The sequence below is a fragment of the Cupriavidus sp. WKF15 genome (assembly GCF_029278605.1).
Classification (GTDB): Bacteria; Pseudomonadota; Gammaproteobacteria; order Burkholderiales; family Burkholderiaceae; genus Cupriavidus.
The window spans coordinates 615,868-637,575 of the sequence record NZ_CP119572.1; the positions used below are offsets into that span (position 1 = coordinate 615,868).

13 protein-coding genes and 1 pseudogene are annotated in these 21,708 nt (G+C 61.7%); 7 read left to right on the forward strand and 7 right to left on the reverse strand.

The annotated features are described in order from the left end of the window. Positions 1–78: 78 nt before the first annotated feature. Genes CupriaWKF_RS02960 through CupriaWKF_RS02975 form a run of 4 tightly spaced genes read right to left on the reverse strand, consistent with a single transcriptional unit; the run spans position 79 to position 9,469 of the window. Positions 79–1,548 (reverse strand): efflux transporter outer membrane subunit, encoded by a 1,470-nt coding sequence (locus CupriaWKF_RS02960; RefSeq protein WP_276100648.1) that lies wholly within the window; start codon positions 1,546–1,548, stop codon positions 79–81. An 11-nt stretch (positions 1,549–1,559) separates the two neighbouring features. Next, complete coding sequence (locus tag CupriaWKF_RS02965) at positions 1,560–4,868, reverse strand: efflux RND transporter permease subunit (RefSeq protein WP_276099553.1); 3,309 nt, start codon at positions 4,866–4,868, stop codon at positions 1,560–1,562. Further along, entirely contained in the window at positions 4,865–8,002 is a 3,138-nt protein-coding gene (locus CupriaWKF_RS02970) for an MdtB/MuxB family multidrug efflux RND transporter permease subunit (protein WP_276099554.1), read from the reverse strand. The genes CupriaWKF_RS02965 and CupriaWKF_RS02970 overlap by 4 nt, the downstream gene beginning before the upstream one ends. A 9-nt stretch (positions 8,003–8,011) precedes the next feature. Continuing rightward, positions 8,012–9,469 (reverse strand): MdtA/MuxA family multidrug efflux RND transporter periplasmic adaptor subunit, encoded by a 1,458-nt coding sequence (locus tag CupriaWKF_RS02975; RefSeq protein WP_276099555.1) that lies wholly within the window; start codon positions 9,467–9,469, stop codon positions 8,012–8,014. Between the two features lie 324 nt (positions 9,470–9,793). On the opposite strand from CupriaWKF_RS02975, the gene CupriaWKF_RS02980 reads away from it, so the two are divergent. After that, entirely contained in the window at positions 9,794–10,525 is a 732-nt protein-coding gene (locus CupriaWKF_RS02980) for a response regulator (RefSeq protein WP_276099556.1), read from the forward strand. A 57-nt stretch (positions 10,526–10,582) separates the two neighbouring features. Continuing rightward, on the forward strand, positions 10,583–11,851 hold the full coding sequence (locus CupriaWKF_RS02985; protein WP_276099557.1) for an ATP-binding protein: 1,269 nt from the start codon (positions 10,583–10,585) through the stop codon (positions 11,849–11,851). Between the two features lie 398 nt (positions 11,852–12,249). Here the strand turns inward: CupriaWKF_RS02985 and plsY are convergent, their stop codons facing one another. Both plsY and CupriaWKF_RS02995 read right to left on the reverse strand, forming a co-directional pair. Continuing rightward, a complete protein-coding gene (gene plsY, locus CupriaWKF_RS02990; RefSeq protein ID WP_276099558.1) occupies positions 12,250–12,858 on the reverse strand; it encodes a glycerol-3-phosphate 1-O-acyltransferase PlsY in 609 nt (202 codons plus the stop codon). Positions 12,859–12,967: 109 nt separating this feature from the next. After that, a pseudogene (locus CupriaWKF_RS02995) lies at positions 12,968–13,318 on the reverse strand (YbaK/EbsC family protein); the annotation flags it as partial. A gap of 146 nt (positions 13,319–13,464) precedes the next feature. Between CupriaWKF_RS02995 and CupriaWKF_RS03000 the strand changes: the two are divergent. From CupriaWKF_RS03000 to CupriaWKF_RS03015, 4 genes are read left to right on the forward strand one after another with little or no spacing between them, the layout of a single operon-like run. After that, the gene (locus CupriaWKF_RS03000) at positions 13,465–14,739 is read left to right on the forward strand and encodes a site-specific integrase (protein ID WP_276099559.1); all 1,275 of its coding nucleotides are present in this window, start codon (positions 13,465–13,467) and stop codon (positions 14,737–14,739) included. Continuing rightward, the gene (locus CupriaWKF_RS03005; protein ID WP_276099560.1) at positions 14,729–16,456 is read left to right on the forward strand and encodes a hypothetical protein; all 1,728 of its coding nucleotides are present in this window, start codon (positions 14,729–14,731) and stop codon (positions 16,454–16,456) included. The genes CupriaWKF_RS03000 and CupriaWKF_RS03005 overlap by 11 nt, the downstream gene beginning before the upstream one ends. After that, a complete protein-coding gene (locus CupriaWKF_RS03010) occupies positions 16,453–18,441 on the forward strand; it encodes a hypothetical protein (protein ID WP_276099561.1) in 1,989 nt (662 codons plus the stop codon). Before CupriaWKF_RS03005 ends, CupriaWKF_RS03010 begins: the two co-directional genes overlap by 4 nt. 1 nt (position 18,442) lies before the next feature. Beyond that, a complete protein-coding gene (locus tag CupriaWKF_RS03015) occupies positions 18,443–18,853 on the forward strand; it encodes a hypothetical protein (RefSeq protein ID WP_276099562.1) in 411 nt (136 codons plus the stop codon). A 22-nt stretch (positions 18,854–18,875) separates the two neighbouring features. Here CupriaWKF_RS03015 and ybaK read toward each other — a convergent pair whose 3' ends face one another. Next, complete coding sequence (ybaK, locus tag CupriaWKF_RS03020) at positions 18,876–19,364, reverse strand: Cys-tRNA(Pro) deacylase (protein ID WP_276099563.1); 489 nt, start codon at positions 19,362–19,364, stop codon at positions 18,876–18,878. Between the two features lie 1,464 nt (positions 19,365–20,828). Here ybaK and CupriaWKF_RS03025 point away from each other — a divergent pair. Then, positions 20,829–21,707, forward strand: a complete 879-nt coding sequence (locus tag CupriaWKF_RS03025) for a site-specific integrase (RefSeq protein ID WP_276099564.1) — start codon at positions 20,829–20,831, stop codon at positions 21,705–21,707. Position 21,708 lies beyond the last annotated feature (1 nt).

Here is a 21,708-nt window from a genome sequence, read left to right on the forward strand (position 1 = left end):
CGCGAGACAAAAGTGACTCTCCGGCTACGCCGGCGAAACAGCCACGCCCGCCAAGAGCGCCATCCCACCCCAACCCATTCACCGCTGCCCAACCGTAGCGGCCGGCGCCGCCCCCGATCCCGGCTCTTCCTGATGCCACCCCCCGCCCAACGCCTTGATCAACACCACGCTAGCCGTATACTGCCGCCCCATCAGCGTCAACGCCGTCCGCTCAGCCGTGTAAGCCGTAGTCTGTGCGACCAGCACATCAAGCAGACTGGCCGTACCGGCCCGGTATCGGTTGTTGACCAGCGAAAGGGCATCCCGCGCCGCCCGCACCGCATCGTTCTGCACCACCGCTTCCTGCTCGAGCAGCCGCTGCGCCGCGAGATTGTCCTCGACTTCCTGGAACGCCCCCAGCACGGTCTGCCGGTAGTTGGCCACGGTCTGGTCATAGGCAGCGACGGCCTGCGCCTTGGCGGCGCTACGCAGGCCGCCATCGAACAGAGTGCCGGCCAGCCCTGCGCCGAGCGACCAGATGCGGTCGGGCAGCGATACCCAGCGTGCCAGCGTGCTCGCCGTCAGGCCGCCGCTGGCCGACAGCGACAGCGTGGGATAGTAGGCGGCCTGCGCCACGCCGATCTGCGCGTTTGCCGATGCCATGCGGCGCTCCGCGGCGCCGATGTCGGGCCGCCGTTCCAGCAGCTGCGAAGGCACGGCTACCGGCACGCGCGGCGGCGAGCTGGAGAATTCGGCCTGGCCGAGCGTCAATTCCGAGGGCGGCTTGCCTACCAGCACCGCAATCGCATGTTCAAGCTGCGCGCGCGTGATCTGGATATCGATTTGCTGCGCCTGCGCGCTCTTGAGCTGCGTTTCGGACTGCAGCACGTCGGAGCGCTGGGCGGTGCCGGCCTTGTACTGGTTCTGCACGAGCTGCAGCGATTTGGCGTAATCGGCCACCGTGCGGTCCAGCAGCGCCTTCTGCGCATCGGCCACGCGCAGCAGGAAATAGCTCTGGGCGAGCGTCGCCTGCGCGGACAGCAGGGTCGAGGCGAGATCCGCCTGGCTCGCCTGCGCGCTGGCTTCGCTGCTTTCCACCTGGCGCCGCACGCGGCCCCAGACGTCCAGTTCCCAGTTCGCGCTCAGGGTGACACTCTGGCCGCTGATGGTGTTGCCGCTTGCGCCGCGTGCGCGCGACACACCGGCCTGCGCGTCCACCGTCGGGAAGAAGCCGGCGCGCGCGGCCTGCAGCGAGGCCAGCGCCTGTCGGTACTGCGCCTCGGCGGCCTTGATGTTCTGGTTCGAGATCTGCACCTGCGACATCAGCGCGTCGAGCTGGCTGTCGCCGAACACCTGCCACCATTCCGGCCTGGCATGGGTGTCCCGCGGTTCGGCGGTCTTCCACTCGCCGGTCCAGGCTTCGGCATCGGCAGGCGCTTCCTTGAACGCGGGCGAGACCGGCGCATCGGGCCGCTTGTAGTCGGGGCCGACGGCGCAGCCGGCCAGCAGCAGCGCGCAGGCGAGCGGCACGGGCGCGCCAAGGGCGAGGAGGCGGGAGAGGGAATTCATCATCGTCTTCATCATTCGGTGCCGGCAGCCGGCGCGGAGCCGTGCGGGGCGCCGCGGCGGCGTTCACGCCAGGCCTTCACTTTCAGGCGCCAGCGGTCCAGCGTCAGGTAGACCACCGGCGTGGTGTACAAGGTCAGCAGCTGGCTCACCGCCAGCCCGCCCACGATCGAGATCCCCAGCGGCGCGCGCAGCTCGGCGCCGTCGCCGCGGCCGATGGCCAGCGGCACCGCGCCGAGCAGCGCCGCCATGGTAGTCATCAGGATCGGGCGGAAGCGCAGCAGGCAGGCGCGGTGGATGGCGTCGCGCGGCGACAGCCCGTCGCGCCGCTCGGCATCGATGGCGAAGTCGATCATCATGATCGCGTTCTTCTTCACGATGCCGATCAGCAGGATCACGCCGATCAGCGCGATGATGCTGAACTCCGTCTTGAAGGCCAGCAGGGCCAGCAGCGCGCCCACGCCCGCCGACGGCAGCGTCGACAGGATCGTCAGCGGGTGCACATAGCTCTCATACAGCACGCCCAGCACGATGTAGATCGTGATGATGGCCGCCAGGATCAGGATCGGCTGGCTCTTGAGCGAGTCCTGGAACGCCTTGGCGCCGCCCTGGAAGTTGGCCTGCAGCGTCTCGGGCGCGCCGATCTGGGCCATGGCGCGCTTGATCGCGTCGGTGGCCTGCGACAGCGAGAACCCTTCCGCGAGGTTGAACGAGATCGTCGACGCCGCAAACTGCCCCTGGTGGTTCACGCCCAGCGGCGTGCTGCTCGGCATGACCGTGGCGAATGCCGACAGGGGCACGCGGCGGCCGTTGCCCGTGACCACGTAGATGTCCTGCAGCGCGTGCGGACCCTCCAGGTATTCCTGGCTCAATTCCATCACCACCCGGTACTGGTTGAGCGGGTTGTAGATGGTCGACACCAGGCGCTGGCCAAAGGCGTCGTTGAGCACCGCATCGACCTGCTGCGCGGTCACGCCCAGGCGCGACGCCGCGTCGCGGTCGATGATGATCGAAGTCTGCAGGCCCTTGTCGTTGGTGTCGGTGTCGACGTCCTCGATCCCCTTGATATTGGAGATGGCCGCGCGCACCTTCGGCTCCCAGTCGCGCAGCACCTGCAGGTCGTCGGACTGCAGCGTGAACTGGTACTGCGAGCTGCTCTGCCGGCCGCCGACGCGGATGTCCTGCACGGCCTGCAGGAACAGGCTTGCGCCCGGCTCCTTGGACAGCTTGACGCGCAGCCGCGCGATGATCGCGTCCGCGCTTTCCTTGCGCTGCGACAGCGGCTTGAGCGTGACGAACATCTGCCCGGTGTTGCGCTGCGAACCGCCGGTGAAGCCGGTGACGTTCTCCACAGCCGGATCCGACTGGACAATCCTGATGAAGCTGTCCAGCTTGGGCCGCATGGCCTGGAATGAGGTGGCCTGGTCGGCGCGGATGAAGCCGATCAGGCGGCCCGTGTCCTGCTGTGGGAAGAAGCCCTTGGGCACGATCACGTACAGCCAGACGTTGAGCGCCACCGTGGCCAGCAGGACCAGCCACACCACCGCGCTGTAGCGCAGCGCCACGGCCAGCGTGCGCGCATAGCCATCATGCAGCCAGCGGAACGCATGCTCGCTGGCGCGGAAGAAGCGGCCCCGCTCTTCCTCGGGCACGGCCGGGCGCAGCAGGCGCGCGCACATCATCGGCGTGGTGGTCAGCGACACCACCAGGGACACCAGGATGGCTACCGACAGCGTGATGGCGAACTCCTGGAACAGGCGCCCGACGATGCCGCCCATCATCAGCAGCGGGATGAACACGGCGATCAGCGACAGGCTCATCGACAGCACGGTAAAGCCGACTTCGCGCGCGCCGCGCAGCGCGGCGGCGAGCGGCTTCATGCCTTCCTCGATATGGCGCGAGATGTTTTCCAGCACCACGATGGCATCGTCCACCACGAAGCCGGTGGCAATCGTCAGCGCCATCAGCGACAGGTTGTTCAGCGAGAACCCGGCCAGGTACATCACCGAGAACGTGCCGATCAGCGACACTGGCACCGCCACGCTCGGGATGAACGTGGCGCGCACATTGCGCAGGAACAGGAACACCACCATGATCACCAGCGCCACCGAGATCATCAGCGTGTGCTCCACCTCGCGCAGCGACGCACGGATGGTCGGGGTGCGGTCCATCATCACGTCCATCGAGATGGCCGCGGGAATCATCTTCTGCAGCGTCGGCAGCATGTCGCGCACGCGGTCGACGGTCTCGATGATGTTGGCGCCCGGCGAGCGGTTGAGCACCAGCAGCACCGACGGCTTGCCGTTGGCGGAGCCAGCGTTGCGGATGTCCTGTACGGAATCGACCACGCTGGCCACGTCCTGCAGGCGTACCGGCACGGAGAATGAATTCGGTCCGCTGGTGGCCTTGTTGCCGCCGGTCGCGCCGCTGGTGACGGTGGTCGTGCCGCTGCTGGTCGTGATGGTGGTCACGGTCACGCCGTTGACCACCTTGGTGCTGACGCCGCCCATGGCGGCGGCGTTGGCGGTGCTGGCGATCAGCGCGCCGGCCGACGCCGACGAGAAGGTGCCCGGCGTGGCGTAGCGGATGACGAGCGGCATGTAGTCGCTCGCCTTCATCGCCTGGTCGTTGGCATACACCTGCCAGTTGTTCGTGCGGTTCTCCAGCGTGCCCAGTGGCCGGTTGGCGTTGGTGGCGCTGATGGTATTGCGCACATCCTCAAGCGAGATGCCGTACTTGTTCAGCGCGGTCGGGTTCAGCTCAACGCGCACCGCCGGCAATGACGAGCCGCCGATCGTCACCTGGCCGACGCCTTCCACCTGCGACAGCTTCTGCGAAAGGATGGTCGAGGCCGCGTCATAGAGCTGGCCGCGCGACATGGTCGGCGACGTCAGCGCGATGATCATGATCGGCGCGTCGGCCGGGTTCACCTTGCGATAGGTGGGGTTGTTCGGCAGGCTGGTCGGCAGCGTCGCGCGCGAGGCGTTGATGGCCGCCTGCACGTCGCGCGCGGCGCCGTCGATATCGCGCGACAGGTCGAACTGCAGTGTCACGCGGGTCGAGCCGAGCGAGCTGCTGGAGGTGATCTCCGTCACGCCGGCAATGGTGCCCAGCGCGCGCTCCAGCGGCGTGGCCACCGTGGCAGCCATGGTCTCGGGGCTGGCACCGGGCAGCGAAGCCGATACCGAGATGGTCGGGAAGTCCACCTGCGGCAGCGGCGACACCGGCAGCAGGCGCAGCGCCGCCAGCCCCGCCAGCAGGATGCCGATGGTGAGCAGCGCCGTCGCGACCGGCCGGTGGATGAAGGTGGCGGACAGGTTCATCGCGGCCCCGCTGCCGACGCATCGCCTTCATCGCCGCCTTCTTCGGGGTCGCCGAAGCGGCGCTTGCGCCAGTCCTTGAGGCGATAGGCGATGCGGTCGAAGGCCAGGTAGATCACCGGCGTGGTGAACAGCGTGAGCACCTGGCTGAGCAGCAGGCCGCCGACCATGGTCACGCCCAGCGGGCGGCGCAGTTCCGAGCCGATGCCGGTGCCGAGCATCATCGGCAGCGCCGCCAGCAGTGCCGCCATGGTGGTCATCAGGATCGGGCGGAAACGCAGCAGGCAAGCCTGGAAGATGGCCTCGCGCGGGGCCATGCCGCCTTCGCGCTCGGCCTCGAGCGCAAAGTCGATCATCATGATGGCGTTCTTCTTGACGATGCCGATCAGCAGGATGATGCCGATGATCGCGATGATGCCCAGGTCCTGCCCCGCGAGCAGCAGCGCCAGCAGCGCGCCGACGCCCGCCGACGGCAGCGTGGACAGGATGGTCACCGGGTGGATGGTGCTCTCATACAGCACGCCCAGCACGATGTACATCGTCACCACCGCGGCCAGGATCAGCCACAGCGTGTTCGACAGCGACGCGCGGAACGCCAGCGCGGCGCCCTGGAACTCGGTCTGCATCGAGATCGGCAGGCCCAGTTCCTGTTCGACCTCGCTGATCTTGTCGACCGCGGCGCCCAGCGATTCGCCCGGGGCCAGGTTGAACGAGATGGTCGCGGCCGGGAACTGGCCCTGGTGGTTGATGACGAGCGGGCCGGTGCGCTCGCTGATGCGCGCAAACGCGCCCAGCGGCACCTGTCCGCCGGACGAAGAGGGCAGGCGCAGCTCCGCGAGCGACTGCGGGTCCTTGCGGAACTCGGGCATGGTTTCGAGCACCACGCGGTACTGGCTCGACTGCGTGAAGATGGTCGACACCAGGCGCTGGCCGAAGGCGCTGTACAGCGCGCTGTCGATCACCGCGGTGGTGATGCCGAAACGCGCGGCCGCATCGCGGTCGATGTCGACATAGGCGCGCAGGCCGTTGTTCTGCTGGTCGCTGACCACGTCGCGCAGTTCGGGCTCCTGGCGCAGGCGCTCGACCAGCCGCGGCACCCAGGTTGCCAGGTTCTGCGGATCGGGATCTTCCACCGTGAACTGGTATTGCGTGCGCGACACGCGGTCTTCGATCGTCAGGTCCTGCACCGGCTGCGTGTACAGCGAGATGCCGCCAAGCTTTTCCACCGCGTGCTGCAGCCGCTGCGTGACCACGTCGATCGGATCGCGCTCGCCCTTGGGCTTGAGGTTGATCAGCATGCGCCCGGCGTTGAGCGTGGTGTTGGAGCCGTCCACGCCGATGAACGAGGACACGCTGGCCACCGCCGGGTCTTGCGCCACGACCTTGGCCGCGGCCTGCTGCTTGAGGCCCATGGCCTGGAACGACGTGGTTTGCGCGGCCTCGGTGATGCCCTGGATCAGGCCGGTGTCCTGGACCGGGAAGAAGCCCTTGGGCACCAGCAGATACAGCAGCCCGGTCAGCACCAGCGTGGCGATGGCCACCACCAGCGTGGCCCTCTGGCGGTCGAGCACCCATTCGAGCGCGACGCCGTAGCGGTGGATCACGTTGTCGAAGAAGCGGCCGGTAGTCTTGTGGAAGCGCGACTGCTCTGCCTCGGGCACATGGCGCAGCAAGCGCGCGCACATCATCGGCGTGAGCGTCAGCGAGACCACGGCCGAGATCAGGATCGATACCGCCAGCGTAATGGCGAACTCGCGGAACAGGCGCCCGACCACATCGCCCATGAACAGCAGCGGGATCAGCACGGCCACCAGCGAGAACGTCAGCGAGATGATGGTGAAGCCGATCTGCTTGGAGCCCTTGAGCGCGGCTTCCATCGGGGAGTCGCCTTCCTCGATGTAGCGCATGATGTTCTCGATCATGACGATGGCGTCATCGACCACGAAGCCGGTGGCGATGGTCAGCGCCATCAGCGTCAGGTTGTTGATCGAGAAGCCGGCGAGATACATCACGCCGAACGTGCCGACCAGCGACAGCGGCACGGCCACGCCGGGGATCACCGTGGCCGAGACATTGCGCAGGAACACGAAGATGACCATCACCACCAGCGCAATGGCCAGGAACAACTCGAATTCCACGTCGTGCACCGACGCGCGGATGGTGGTGGTGCGGTCCGTCATGAGCTGCACGTGCACCGAGGCCGGCAGCGCGACCTGCAGCTGCGGCAGCAGCGACTTGATGCGGTCCACCACCTCGATCACGTTGGCGCCGGGCTGGCGCTGGATATTGAGGATGATGGCGGGGTTGGCATTGGCCCAGGCGGCCAGGCGGCTGTTCTCGGGGCCGTCGACGATCTCGGCCACGTCGGTGATGCGGATCGGCGCGCCGTTCTGGTAGCCGATGATGATCTGCTTGTACTCGTCGGCCGAACGCAGCTGGTCGTTGGCGTCGATGGTCGACGCGCGCGCCGGGCCGTCGAAGCTGCCCTTGGCGCCGTTCACGTTGGCCGCGCCGATGGCGGTGCGCAGGTCGTCGATCGACATGCCGAGCGACGCCAGCGCGGCCGGGTTGGCCTGGATGCGCACCGCGGGGCGCTGGCCGCCGCTGATGGTGACCAGGCCCACGCCCTGGATCTGCGAGATCTTGGCCGCCACGCGCGTGTCCACCATGTCCTGCAGCTTGGGCAGCGGCAGCGTGTCCGAAGTCATGGCAATCGTCATGATCGGCGCGTCGGCCGGGTTGACCTTGCTGTAGACCGGCGGCATCGGCAGGTCGGACGGCAGCAGGTTGCTGCCGGCATTGATGGCCGCCTGCACCTCCTGCTCGGCCACATCGAGCGGCAGGCTCAGCTCGAACTGCAGCGTGATCACCGACGCGCCGCCCGACGAGGACGACGACATCTGCTTGAGCCCCGGCATCTGGCCGAACTGGCGCTCGAGCGGCGCGGTGATCGACGAGGTCATCACGTCGGGGCTGGCGCCCGGATACAGCGTGGTGACCTGGATGGTGGGGTAGTCCACCTCGGGCAGCGCGGACAGCGGCAGCAGCCGGTAGGCCACCAGCCCCGAGAGCAGGATGGCCAGCATCAGCAGCGCCGTGGCTACCGGGCGCTCGATGAAGAGGCGAGACGGGTTCATGCGGATTCCTTACTGCTGGCGGCGCGGGGCGGGGGCTTCGGCCGCGGCGCCGCTGGCGCCGGCGCCGGCGCCTTCGCGCTGGCGGCGGTGTTCGCCTTGCGGCGCGCTGGCGCCGCCCTCGGCATGGGCGCCGCTGGCGCCACCCCAGCCGCTGCCGTCGCGGCGCCGGCCGCGCCCGCGCGGCTGGCTGGCGGGCACCAGCTGGGCCGCGCGTGCCGCCGGGTCTACGGCTTCCACGGTCATGCCTTCCTTGAGCCGGTCGGCGCCATCGACCACCACGCGCTGGCCGGGCTCCACGCCCTTGAGCACGGCGATGCGGGTGCCGTCGCCGGGGCCGAGCGTGACCACCTGCACCTTGACCTTGCTGCTGTCGTCGACCACGTAGACGAAGGTGCCTTGCTGGCCGCGCTGGACGGCGGCCACCGGGATGACCGTGGCGTCCTTCAGCGTGTCGATGCGCGTGCGCACATTGACGAACTGGTTCGGGAACAGCATGCCGTCGGCGTTGGGGAAGATCGCCTTGAGCTTGACCGTGCCGGTGGTGGTGTCGATCTGGTTGTCGGTGGTCAGCAGCGCGCCGTCGCCAAGCTGGTTGCGCATCTGGCGGTCCCAAGCCTGCACCGGCATCTTTTCGCCCGTATTGAGCTTCTTCAGCACGGCGGGCAGGTTGTCTTCGGGGATGGTGTAGAGCACGGCAATCGGCTGGATCTGCGTGATCAGCGCAATGCCGTTGGTGTCGGACGTATTGACGATATTGCCCGGGTCGACCTGGCGCAGGCCGATGCGGCCCGACACCGGCGCCACGATCCTGGTGTAGCCCAGCTGCAGCCGCGCGTTGTCCACATTGCCCTGGTCGGTCTTGACCACGCCATCATACTGGCGCACCAGCGCGTCCTGCGTATCGACTTGCTGGCTGGAGATCGAATCCTGCTGCAGCAGGGTCCGGTAGCGCTTCTGGTCGAGCCGCGCGTTCTGCAGCAGCGCCTGGTCGCGCGCCAGCTGGCCGACGGCCTGGTCCAGCGCGGCCTGGAACGGGCGCGGGTCGATCTCGGCCAGCACGTCGCCGGCCTTGACCATCTGGCCCTCCTTGAACAGCACCTTGAGCAGCGGGCCCGACACCTGGGCGCGCACGGTGACGTTGGACACCGGCGTGACGTTGCCCAGGCCGTTCAGGACCACGTCCATGTCGCGCTGCGCGACCGTGGACACCACCACCGGCGAGCGCGGCGCGCCGGGGCCACCGGGGCCGCCGCGCCCGGGGGCGCCCGGACCGCTGGCACCGCCACCGGGACCGCGGGCCGCCTGCACGTCCGGCTTGGCGCCGCGGTGGCTGTACCAGTACCAGCCGCCTCCTGCAAGCAGCACGACGAGGGCCCCCGCAATCAGCTTGCGGCGCGGGGAGCGGGCGGGTCCCTGAGGAGGGCGGGACGGCGGGTTGGGTGGTTGGCCTTGTTCGGGGTTGGACATGTCCGGAATCCTGGGAGCGGCGCGGTTTGCGCCGGCGTTCTTCGCGCGGTCTCGGGCGCGGCGATGCTTCAGTATGCCGCATCAGGTGCGGCACTAGCCCCATCTGGCGTGGGGTTCTGCCCTAGCGGGCAGCGGCCTGTGGGTTTGGCCGGGCAGCGCAAGGGCATGCCATGGCGCAAGGATAATGTGAGACGCCGGATGCACGTGTTTCCGCGGGGCGCCGGTTTATTACAGAGGATTACCAGCGCCGCCCGTGTAACCTCCGGAAACAAAGCCGCCAGCCAGATCCGGCAGCAGAGCGGCCAGCCTGACTATCATGTGCCTATGCGAACGAACCAGCCCACCCAGATCCTTGTCGTCGACGACGACCCTGAACTGCGCGATCTGCTGCGCGAGTACCTGACCCAGCAAGGCTTTGCCGTTTCCGTGCTGCACGACGGCGACGGCCTGCAGGCACGCCTGGAGCGCGAGCGTCCGGCGCTGATCGTGCTGGACCTGATGATGCCCAAGGTCGATGGCCTGACGGCGCTGCGCAACCTGCGTGCGAAGAACGACGATATCCCGGTGATCCTGCTGACCGCGCGCAGCGACGAGATCGACCGCATCGTCGGCCTGGAGATCGGGGCCGACGATTATCTCGGCAAGCCATTTTCGCCGCGCGAGCTGCTGGCGCGCATCAATGCCGTGCTGCGCCGCAAGCTGGCGCGCCCCGCGGCCGCGCCCGAAGACCGCGAAGCGGTCGCGTTCGGGCCGTTCCGCGTGAATTTCCGCCAGCGCTCGCTGCAGCGCGCGGACCAGGTGCTGTCGATCAGCGACACCGAGTTCGCGCTGCTCAAGCTGCTGCTGATGCATCCGCTAGAGGTGCTGTCGCGCGAGCGCATTGTCGAGCTGATGTATGGCACCGCCAGCGGCATCAGCGACCGTGGCATCGACGTGCAGATCTGGCGCCTGCGCCGGCTGCTCGACGAAGACGCGCAGCGTCCGCGCTACATCCAGACCGTGCGTGGGCGCGGCTACACGTTCGTGCCCGACGAAGCCGAAGATATTCCGCAGTGACGCCCATGCCGCCCGGGCTGTCCGTCTGACGGCAGGGTGGCAACGACGAGTCCCGACATGAAGTTGCGTATCGATACCCTGTTCGGCCGCATGGCGCTGCTGATTGCCGCCGTGCTGGTGATCAGCCATTTCTCCTGGCTGGCCATCCTGCGGATGGACCGGCGCCAGCAGCAGGTGGACTACTCGGTCGAGCAGATGCTGTTCCAGTTCGCCAGCATCCAGCGGGCGCTCGATGCGCGTCCGCCCGTGCCGCTGCCGAGCCTGGTCGAGGTGGCCAGCGCGGCCAGTGCCGAAGAACACACCATCGTGCCCAAGGGCCGCTCGCGGCGGCTGGTGGAGCAGTTCATCACGCGCCTGCCGCAAGGCACGCAGATCCGTATCGAGGACGAGGCCACGCCGCGGCTCTGGATCAAGCTGCCGACGCGCGCCGACTGGATCGCGATGCCGATCCTGTGGGTCCACAATCCGCCCCCCGACAACCGGCTGGTGCCGGGCGTGATGCTGGTGGTGGGGGTGGCCATCATCTTTGCCTTGCTGATCGCGTGGCAGATCCAGCGGCCGGTGCGCGACATGGCCGCGGCCGCCGAGCAACTGTCGCGGCAGCAGCCGGTGGCGCCGCTGCGCGAACGCGGCCCGCATGAGCTGCGCCAGCTGATCGAGCGTTTCAACCGCATGGTGGCGGATCTGACGCGCATCGACCAGGAGCGAAACACCATGCTGGCCGGCATTGCGCACGATTTGAAGACGCCGCTGGCGCGGCTGCGCCTGCGCGCCGAGATGCTGTCGGACCCCAAGGCCGCGGCGGGCGTGACGCGCGATGTCGACTCCATGGCGGCCATCGTCGAGCAGTTCCTGAGTTTTGCGCAAACCAGCGAGCCCACCGCGCGGCCGGTGTCGGTGGACCGCCGCGTCAATGAGCTGGCCGCCTCGCTCGCGGAGCAGGAGCGGCAGGTGGTGTTGTCGCTTGGCGCGGGCGATGGATTCCGCATGATCGCCACGCAGCTGGACCGGATCATCGGCAACCTGGTCGACAATGCCTACGTCTACGGCAAACCGCCGGTGTGCATCGCGACTACGCGCACGGCGGATGGCTACCTGCTGGTGGTTGAAGACCAGGGCGCGGGGATTCCCGAGGCGGACAAGGAACGCGTCACGCTGCCGTTCGTGCGGCTGGATCCGGCGCGCGGCGGCAATGCGCATTCGGGGTTGGGGCTGGCGATTGTGGATCGGCTGGTGCGGCAGGCTGGGGGCAAGCTCAACCTGGTGAATGCGGATCAGGGTGGGTTTCGGGTTGAGATGTTGTTTGGGGGGGCGGTGGGGGCGTAGGGATTTGGTGGTCGTCGTGCTTGGCAGGCGCTGCTGTTTCGCCGGCGTAGCCGGCGACTTACTCTTTTGTCCGAGCGACAAAAGTAAGCAGAAAAGCGCGTCGCCTGGCGGCTGGCCATCAACGATGCGCTCCTTGTGTTCAAGCGGCTTTGGTCTCGCAAAACGTGGTTGCCCGTTCGACCCTGCTACGCATAGTGAGTCAGAACCAGTGCCTCCGATAACCGGCTTTAGTACGATCCCCATGTAGGGCGGTGGCCGCCTGCTAACACCGGTATCGCATCATCGCCTTCGGCTGCGGCGCGGCGCACTAGTGGGCAGGGCACCTGTCATCAACGTCGCGGGCGCGCGCGCTTCTCTTATTGGTTTTTCTGCTCGTCCGCGCGCGTGCCGCGCTGCATTTAGACCTTCTTCTTCTCGCCGATGCGGCTTTCCTTGCCGGCGAGCAGCTTGGCGATATTCTGGCGGTGGCGCGCGATCAGCAGGATGGCGATCACCAGGATGGCGCCGGCCATGGCGTCGATGCCATCCATGAGCACATGGAAGAAGGGCGCGAAAATCGCCGCGACCAGCGCGGCTAGCGACGAGTAGCGGAAGAAGAACGCGATGATCAGCCAGGTGGCCAGCGTGGCCAGGCCCAGGATCGGGTCGATGGCCAGCAGGATGCCCGCCGCCGTGGCAACGCCCTTGCCGCCGGCAAAGCGGTGGAACACCGGGAACAGGTGGCCGAGGAACACGGCCAGCGCCACCATCGCCAGGCCGTTGTCATCGACGCCGTAGGCGGGCCCGAAGCGGGTTGCCAGCCACACCGCCAGCCAGCCCTTGAGCGCGTCGCCGAGCAGCGTGAAGATGGCCGCCTTCTTGTTGCCCGTGCGCAGCACATTGGTCGCGCCCGGGTTGCCGGAGCCGTAGCTGTGCGGATCGGGCAGGCCCATGACCTTGCTGACGGCGACGGCAAAGGAAACCGACCCGATCAGGTAGGCGGCGAGAGCGAATAGCAGGTTGGCCATGAGGGGATGCGCGGGCAGTGGCTGCCTTGTCTGGAATTGGCGGGATTGTAGCGCGGCGGCGGACTCATCACGACCGTGACTTCCCCAATACCGCCTGGACCGGGCCGCCTCAGTCAGGCAGCGCGCATTCCACGGGCCTGGCATCGACCAGCGCGGTCAGCAGCTTCGGATCCAGGCTGACCAGGTAGCCGCGCCGCCCGCCGTTGATATAGATCCGCTCCAGGTCCAGCACCGTCGCTTCCACGTACACGGGCATGCGCTTCTTCGTGCCGAACGGCGAAGTGCCGCCGACCATGTAGCCGCTGTGCCGCTGCGCGACCTCGGGCTTGCACGGCTGCACGCTCTTGCAGCCGATCTGGCGCGCCAGGTTCTTGGTGGAAACGGAGCAGTCGCCGTGCATCAGCACCACCAGCGGCTGCGCGCGCTCGTCTTCCATGACCAGGGTCTTGACCACGTCATTACACGTTAGTTTGGGGTTATTGACATCCACATTCCATGGACTAGCTTATGGACGAAGGTCGTTAGTGGGTTGGCTATTTTTCTCGGCCACAGAGGGAAAGGTGCGGGCCGAGCCCACGTGCTTGCGAACGGTTTCGAGGGGGATGCATGGCAACGCTGGAACTCATTCGGTACGTCCCACGGCGGCTCCAGGGTGATGACAAGAAGCTGCGCTCTGCTGTCGGCGAGGTCGTCGAGACATTGCCGCAGATAGTCTGGGCAGATGGCACGCCATGGCGAGAGGCCAATCTGTGGGCATTAGAGCGTGCGCTGGGAAACGGCAGGATAGACATCCAAACCGTTCGTTCGAATTTTGCTGGACTCCTTTGGTATGCGAGGTGGCTTGAGGAGTCCAAATGTGATTGGCGGCATTTTCCCAGAAGGCGGGCGGATCGGTGTCTTGATAGATTTAGAGGTGCACTAATTAAGGCGAGGAGGGAAGGCGTGCTTCGGCCATCAACAACTTCGCATTACATGGCCTCTGTGATTCAGTTTTACCGCTGGATTCTCGCCAATGCGTTAATCGATCCAGCAATAACGATGTGGAAGGATAAAAATATTCGAATTACCAAAGTAGATCAATCTGGTTTCGAGCGATCGATTTCCGTCCAAAGCTCAGAATTAGCAATCCCAAACAGGAGAGTCGATAGACTGCTGCTCGAAGACGGACTTCTTCCGGTTAGCAGTGAGGAAAGAGATCGGATATTAATGATTGCCAGGAATTTTTGTAGTGATGAAATCTTTCTGATGCTTTCTCTTGGATTTTATACTGGAATGAGGATCGGCACTATCTGCGATCTTAAAATTTCCTCTTTGGACAGAGCCGTGCCTGATCCTTATTCTCAGGAAATTCACCTAATATCAGTGGGGCCAAATGCCGATCCTCCAGTTCACACCAAATTTGGCGTAAATGGACAGGTGCGAATTCCAAAGGTCCTTCTCGACGAAGTTCGTGCCTATGCGAGTAATACACACCGCCTTCATCGAGAGGCTTTGGCTCGAGCAGAGAACAAGGATCTTGTATTCCTGACCAAATATGGTAACCGCTATGCAAGGTTTGGGGCTAATTCCGGTAATGCCATCAATGTGGAGATGAATCGACTGCGGCAGATCGGTGTGAAGAATGGGGTGAGTTGTTTGGGCGACTTCAATTTCCACCAATCGCGCTGTAGCTTCGCGACAGCGCTTGCGGAAATCGCAATGAATGTTGGTGGTGAGATAATTGCCATTTCATTTATAAAAGAGGCGTTACTTCATGCTAATGAATCTACATCGCTAAAATATATTAGATTTCTTAAAGAGAACTCCATTAGGGTGAAGATGGGGAATGCGTTCGCTTTGCAGTTCACAGGCATCATTCGAAAACGCAGTCATGAAAAGTAATCGGCCTAGTTCGCGGATCCCGAATTTCACCTTTCCCATGGTGGCGTTTGGTGTACATGAAATCCCATGGGATTTGAAAGTATTTCTCTATTTGGGCGGCGCGCATGCAAATTCGCGAGAGGTGGGGCGTCTTATTGAGGCGGGGGAATTGGGTAAACCCCTGATGGATCGCGTCGCGATAATAGAGAGGGTGCACGAGTATATCCTGGCAAATTTGACCCGCGGGGGTAGCCGTGGGTCCGCGGATACCAGCATCCGCCGAATAAAGGAATTTTTTTCCTGGGTAGATGATTATTTTCCTAACATATGCTTGAGAAATCTGGCGGAAGGGTATTTGATGTGGACGGAGTATCTGATATACAAGTCCTCCAGAATCCACAGTATCAGTGAGCTACACGCATACCAGTGCGCTGTCGCCGTTGCGAAGGTGATTGATAGTGCGCTTGATCTACAAACAAGCCTTCTGAGAAAGAGTCGTCTTCGAAGGCCTCGAGGCCGATGGGATAGGTTATGTTCCGCAAAAGAACGAGAAGATATAAATCTGGAGGATATTTTTCGCTATGGCCGTGCTTTGGTCGATCTCGTTGGTACTCTTACCGATGAGGTTATTTTCGGGAAGCTCCCGATAAGGGTAACGCTGCGAACCGGTGAAACATACGAGAATTGGTTGAAGCTTTGGGGGCCGGCGGAGGAACTTAGAACTCTTCGTGCGGATCGCAAGCCAAGCATTATTTTGTCAACGCTTCAAAAACGACGAGCCTATGAAGCAGATACCTCTCGGGAGGCTAGGGCGCCAATATTTAATTTGCGCATAGGCGCGGAACTTTCGATTTTTATCGCTCAAACTGGGATAAATCTACAGCAAGCCCACGTGCTCCCTGTTGGGAAATTCAAATTTCGCGCCGCAGGAGAAGACTTCGAAGTTTATCGAACGTACAAAGATAGGCGGCATGGAGATGTTGAGTTTCAAATATTTAGAGAATATAGGGAGATATTTGAGAGGTATTTGAAATGGCGCGATTGTAATTTTCCAGAGGATGGTCGGCTTTTCCCGTTTATTACAAAAGGTCGTGCGGCTCATAATGTCGTGGCATTCGAGAATTTAAAAGACTTCTGCAGTAAAGTGGGGGTCAAGTATTTTGCCAGCCGAGTCTTGCGCAAGGCGAGAATAAATTGGATTCTACGGGAGAGCAAAGACCCGAGGCTCACAGCGAGAATGCATGGGCACGCCGAAGGGACTCTCAATGAATCTTATGTGATACCAAGTCGACAAATCGCGCTCGTGGAAATTTGCCGCTATCACAACTCGGCGGAATCTTTGGCAGAATGCCCGGGCCCAGGCGGCTGCGCACAGAGCGCTCCAGAAAAAATGCCTGGCACACCTATCGGGGCCTCAGAACCAGATTGCACCAATGCTGCCGGCTGTCTTTTCTGTAATCAACAACGGGATATCGATAGCGAAGAGCACGTCTGGTCGCTCGTTAGTTACAGATATCTCAAAGCTCTTGAGTTTCGCTCATATAGGAATCCTAGGAGGGATTCGGCGGTACATCCGGCCCATCTGGCAATTGAGCGGCTTAGTCTCAAAATTGGGCAAATTGCCGCTAGTAGCGTGAAGCGCGCCGACTGGGTACGGGAGGCGTTAGCCCGTGTTGACGAAGAGGATTTTCATCCGAAGTGGGACGGATTCATACAACTCATGGAAGGAGCTTCGTGAAGAACAGTCGCAAACATGACGATACGACCGTCCATGACGGATTCGTTGCGTTTCGTCGCGCTCACCAACCTCCGACGTGGCCACCACCTCCAGATTTCCCGATCGTTGTCGATGCTGCGGGAGCCGTCGTCAGTAGATACGGTGATTCGATTTGGGATTTTCGGTGTTGGGAAAATCATCCAGTCATTTTGAATTTCGGCGAGCCAAAGGGGCGTGCAAAAGCTCGGGGCCAGCTAAGCGAGGCCAATGCGCAGCTTCTTCGGCAAGTCTGCGCATGGTGGATATTTAAGTCTAGGACGATCGAAACAGTCAAATCTCTGCGAGATAGATTCTACGAGTGGAGGAGAATTGGTGTTACTTGTGCAAAGTACAATCTACTAATTTCTGAGCTCTATAAGTATCCAGCGCTTCAGGACGAGATTTTTTCCATCATGTCTACGGGAGCGAAGGAGCGGTTGCTTAATATAGGACATGCACTCTTAGAGGGTAGTAGTGAAATTGGGTTCATCTTATTGGATGGGCCTGGATTAATGCGTTTGCGAGCTGCTGTCGGTGATACATCCGATCGGCAAACTCCTTATATTCCGCCGCGAATATGGAAGTATCAAGTTCTGCGTTTGCGGGAATGTCTCGATGATTTTCAAATCCATCAGAACGGCTTTGATTCTATGTATCGGGATTGTGTTCGAATTTATGTCGAAAATCCAAGCATAGCTGCATCTGAATCTCGTTTGTCTGAACAATTTATGGATTTTGCTCGCCGATATGATGCGGCGGGGTTATTCAAGAAATGGATAGGGGATGAGACCTATCTGAATCGTCAGTCGATTAAGAACTTGGGAACGTATGCTTCCTTGATTAGCTACGTAGGTCTGGCGTATATCCTTAACTTTTCGTTGCTTCGGGTTGGCGAGGCTTGGAGCCTGCAAGCGAATTGCTGGGAAACCGAGTATGACGACCGGTTCGGTACGTTTCACATGATCAGGGGGAAGGCAAACAAAGCGAACCGAGGTCTCTCCACGGTGTGGCCGACCGCGCCGTCGGTGAAATTGGCCGTGGACGCTATGGCATCTGTGTCTCGGCTTCGTATGGAGTGGGTCAAGCATACGAACCGAACGCCGCTAGATAAAGCGGCGCTCTCTAACCCTTACCTTTTATCGCGAAGCTACGCTCCTTGGTCGTCTATGACACATGCGGAGTTGCAGGAATCCATGTCAGTGCGTCCACAGGGCCTAACGTACCGCCAGGTTTCAGAATCCTTTCCTTTGCTTTTCGATCGAGAAGAATTACGCGTCACTCAAGAAGACTTCAACATCGCGCGACTAGTGACTCCAAGCCTCAACGCCGAGCAATTTGGCGTTGGGGCGCTATGGCCCCTGGCCTGGCATCAGCTTAGACGGACCGGAGCGGTCAATATGCATGCGTCCGGCATAGTATCCGACGGGTCAATGCAATACTTATTGAAGCACTCTCGACGGGCCATGACCCATTACTATGGTCGAGGGTATTCACACGTGCGTCTGGACAAAGATGCTGAAAAGACTTTTATCAGGACGATGTATGAGACCTTGGCGTTAGAGTTCACGAAATTGCTGGATGAGCGCTATGTGAGCCCACATGGGGAGAAGCGGAAGTCCGAGATTATTCGAATGGTTCAAACGAAGGACCACGCTAAACTAGTGGAAGCGGGAAAACAGGGGAAAGTTGCTTGGCGGGAGACGCTACTCGGTGGGTGCACTAAGCGAGGTCCTTGCTCTTTCGGGGGCGTGGAAAATATCGTCCGATGTGCCGGGGGAGATGGGAAACCGGCGTGCGCCGATGCGCTCTTTGACAGAGGGCGACGCGACAAAATCGAAATACTTCGAGCGCAAATTAAAATGCGACTCGCGGCGGCCGAGTCAGAAAGTCCATACGCGGCAGCACTGAGCGCTCAGTTAGCCGCAGCCGAAGCAGCATTGAGTGTTATCGATCTGCAAAAGGAGTAGTATGAATCGAGCAGAATCAGCCTTTCGAGATGCCTTTAAGAGGCTTCAGACCGATCAGCCTCAACGATTGCCAAAGGGCACGGTCGTCTCCCAGAACAATATTGCAAGAGAAGCGGGTTACGATCCTTCAGCTCTTCGGAAATCTAGATTCCCCACATTCATCGCGGAGATACAACAGTGGTTGGCGCAGTCCGCGATTGAGAAAAAACCAAGTGCTCGACAGACGGAACTAATTCAAGGTGCGCGAAATAAGGAGTTAAGGGATAAGATAAAAACCTTACAGGTTCAAAGAGACAATGCGCTGTCCCTTCTCGTTGAGGCCGATCGCATTATTCTCGAACTGACTGCCGAACTCGAGACTCTCCGTGCAGTAAAGACGGTTCAGAATGTTACGCCAATAATCAGAAATTGAGCCATGGGAAATAATCTTGAGATCACGAAACTATCGCTGCCTTGACAATTTCCGGGGCCAATGATTTCACTATGTCGGCAGGATCAAGGCAAACGAGAAAACCTCTACGGCCACCATTTATGTATATCCAAGGAAGAGCCAGTATAGACTCTTCGATGCACACTGGCATTTTCTTTCGGGTGCCAAATGGGCTCGTTCCGCCTACCAAAAATCCGGAGTGACGGTTGGCAACGCTCGGGTCGCAGATCTCGATTTTTTTACGTCCGAGTTGCCGAGCCAGCTCTTTGGTGGAGACTTGACAGTCCCCGTGCATCAAAACGACAAGGGGCTGCTTTTTCTCATCTTGCATAATGAGGGTTTTTATGACCTCATGCTCTGATACTTGTAGTTCACGAGATGAGACGGATGTGCCACCATGCTCCTCGTATTTGTAAAAATGGCTCGTGTAGTTGATATTATGCTGGCGTAGGAATGCGGTGGCTGGAGTTTCGGTGGTTAGATTGGATGACATCAACGGTATTCCTGCTGCTCTGGGGCTAACTGCTAGGTCCGCCATGGATCTGCGGTTGGGGGAACAGTACTTGCGCGTAGCAGTATCCGTTCAAACCATTTTTCAAATTGATATATGCGGTCGACTTGGACGGGCAGATCGTCATCGACGCATTAAGCCCGCCATCCCTGCACGATAAACTGGAGAGCGAGCTACAAATTCTTATTGTATAGAATACAAGACGATTTGGGACAGGTGGATCCCCGCATCCCACGGACATAACCGCGTTCGATGGGACGTAAATGGCCCATAAAGTCACTCGGGTCGCCAGGAAGAAGCTGTGCGCCGAACATGCGCGTACGACGGAGAAAAGCAAGGTCGTGGCACCTGCCCGTGTCGAAGAGTTGCATTAGGCTTGACTTACGCAAGGGGCATACCACTCGTGCCGGGCGGTTGCAACTGAGTTCCGACGGTACGCTAAGTTTCGATCGGAAATGGACTCGGCGTATGTTGAAAGCAATCGCTATCAACGGAACGGCTACCGGCGGAAGACGGACGTTATCGCGATCGAGGTGACTTGTTCGGGAAGTTCGACCAAGAGCATCACGGGCGGCTTCATACCTGTTCCCTGATGAACCAACTCAGCGGCCGCACCGTCGACGCCGGCGAAACCCCTGCAGGCTGGAAGGCTTGCACGGGTTTTGTTCATTGCAGATGACGCTTAGGGTGAAAAGGCTGGAATGGCCGAGCGGTGTGTTAACTTGCCGCCCTGAGCATCAAAACCTGCGTCCGTCTGGCCGACTGCGGCCCGACGCTGAAACGACCGAGTGCTCGTTCAGGATCGGTTCACATAGGGCCGAAGACGACCCCTATGCTCAGGTCACAACTATGCGCAGATGGCGTGCAATCCTTGGTGCTGGAGCCACTCTGATGGGAACTTGCCGCGATACTGCATGCGCATAGTTATAACGTCCGTCTGAGCCGCCTGCGCGTATCCCATGCCCATAATCGATGCATCGTGGTGTCGGCAGTCTTCATTCAGGCAACGGCCGTGGTCCCTTTCCCAAGTTTGGAATCAACATAACGGTGACGCAGCCGTGGTGTTCTGCTGGCCGGGCGCGAGTGTAATGCCCTTGTTCGGCACGCCAAACCTCGGCCGCCATCGTAGCGTCTCCCAGTGGCGACACCCCGTCGATCCGCAGCGGAAACTATGCGCAGGTTGCAAGGATTAACCATCCCAAAACCCGCGCCGCCGGCGGACTCGACCATACGCTCCACCGCGACCTACACATAGTTGTGACCTGAGCATAGGGGTCGTTGTACTAAACCGCTGACGCGGTAGTGGGAGGTGGGCACAGGTCCGTGGCTGACGTTTCATAAGGAAGGTTGTCTGGCGCTGGACCCCGAGGTGGGCAGCGGTGAAGCCAGGAGCAGTATGTGAACGCCCGGTTGGGCATTCCACCCACTGCTTCCAGGAGGCTCGCCATGACGCCACTGCGCCAACGCATGCTGCACGACATGCAGATCCGCAACCTTGCAGTCAACACGCAGAAGACCTATCTCCTGCAGGTTTCCAGTTTTGCCCGGTACTTCCGGCGTTCACCAGAGGTACTCGGCCCTGAAGAGATCCGTGCCTGGATCATTCACCTGACCAACGAACGTAAGCTCGCGCCAGCGAGTGTGCAACTGTCCGTCGGCGCGCTGCGCTTCCTGTACCGCATCACGCTCAGGCGCGATTGGACCGACGAGGACTTTCCGCTGCCCAAGCGGCCCATGAAGCTCCCGGTCATCCTGAGCTTCGAGGAGGTCACGCGATTCTTCGAGTCGATTCCCAGCCTGAAGCATCGCACCATCCTGATGACCGCCTATGCGGCCGGCCTGCGTGTCTCCGAAGTCGTGCATCTGAAGGTCACCGATATCGACAGCCAGCGGATGATGATCCGCGTGCGCCAGGGCAAGAACCGTAAGGATCGCTACGTAATGCTCTCGCCGAGGCTGCTCGAGGTCCTGCGACTGTACTGGCATGACGCCCACCCGAGGGATTGGCTTTTTCCAGGCAGCATTCCGGGGCGGCCCATCAGCCGCCATGCCGTGGGCGACGCATGCCAGCTTGCACGTGACCGCAGCGGTATCACGAAACCCGTTACACCACATTCTTTGAGGCACGCATTTGCCACTCATCTGCTGGAGACCGGTGCTGATGTACGCAGGATCCAACTGCTCATGGGACATCGCAGCATGGCTACGACGGCACGGTACCTCAAGCTGGCGACGAGCACGGTGTGCGCCACCACCAGTCCCTTCGACCTGCTGCCACATCCCGCACCCGTTCCACCCCAGCCGCCTGCGCCCCAGTACTTCTGAA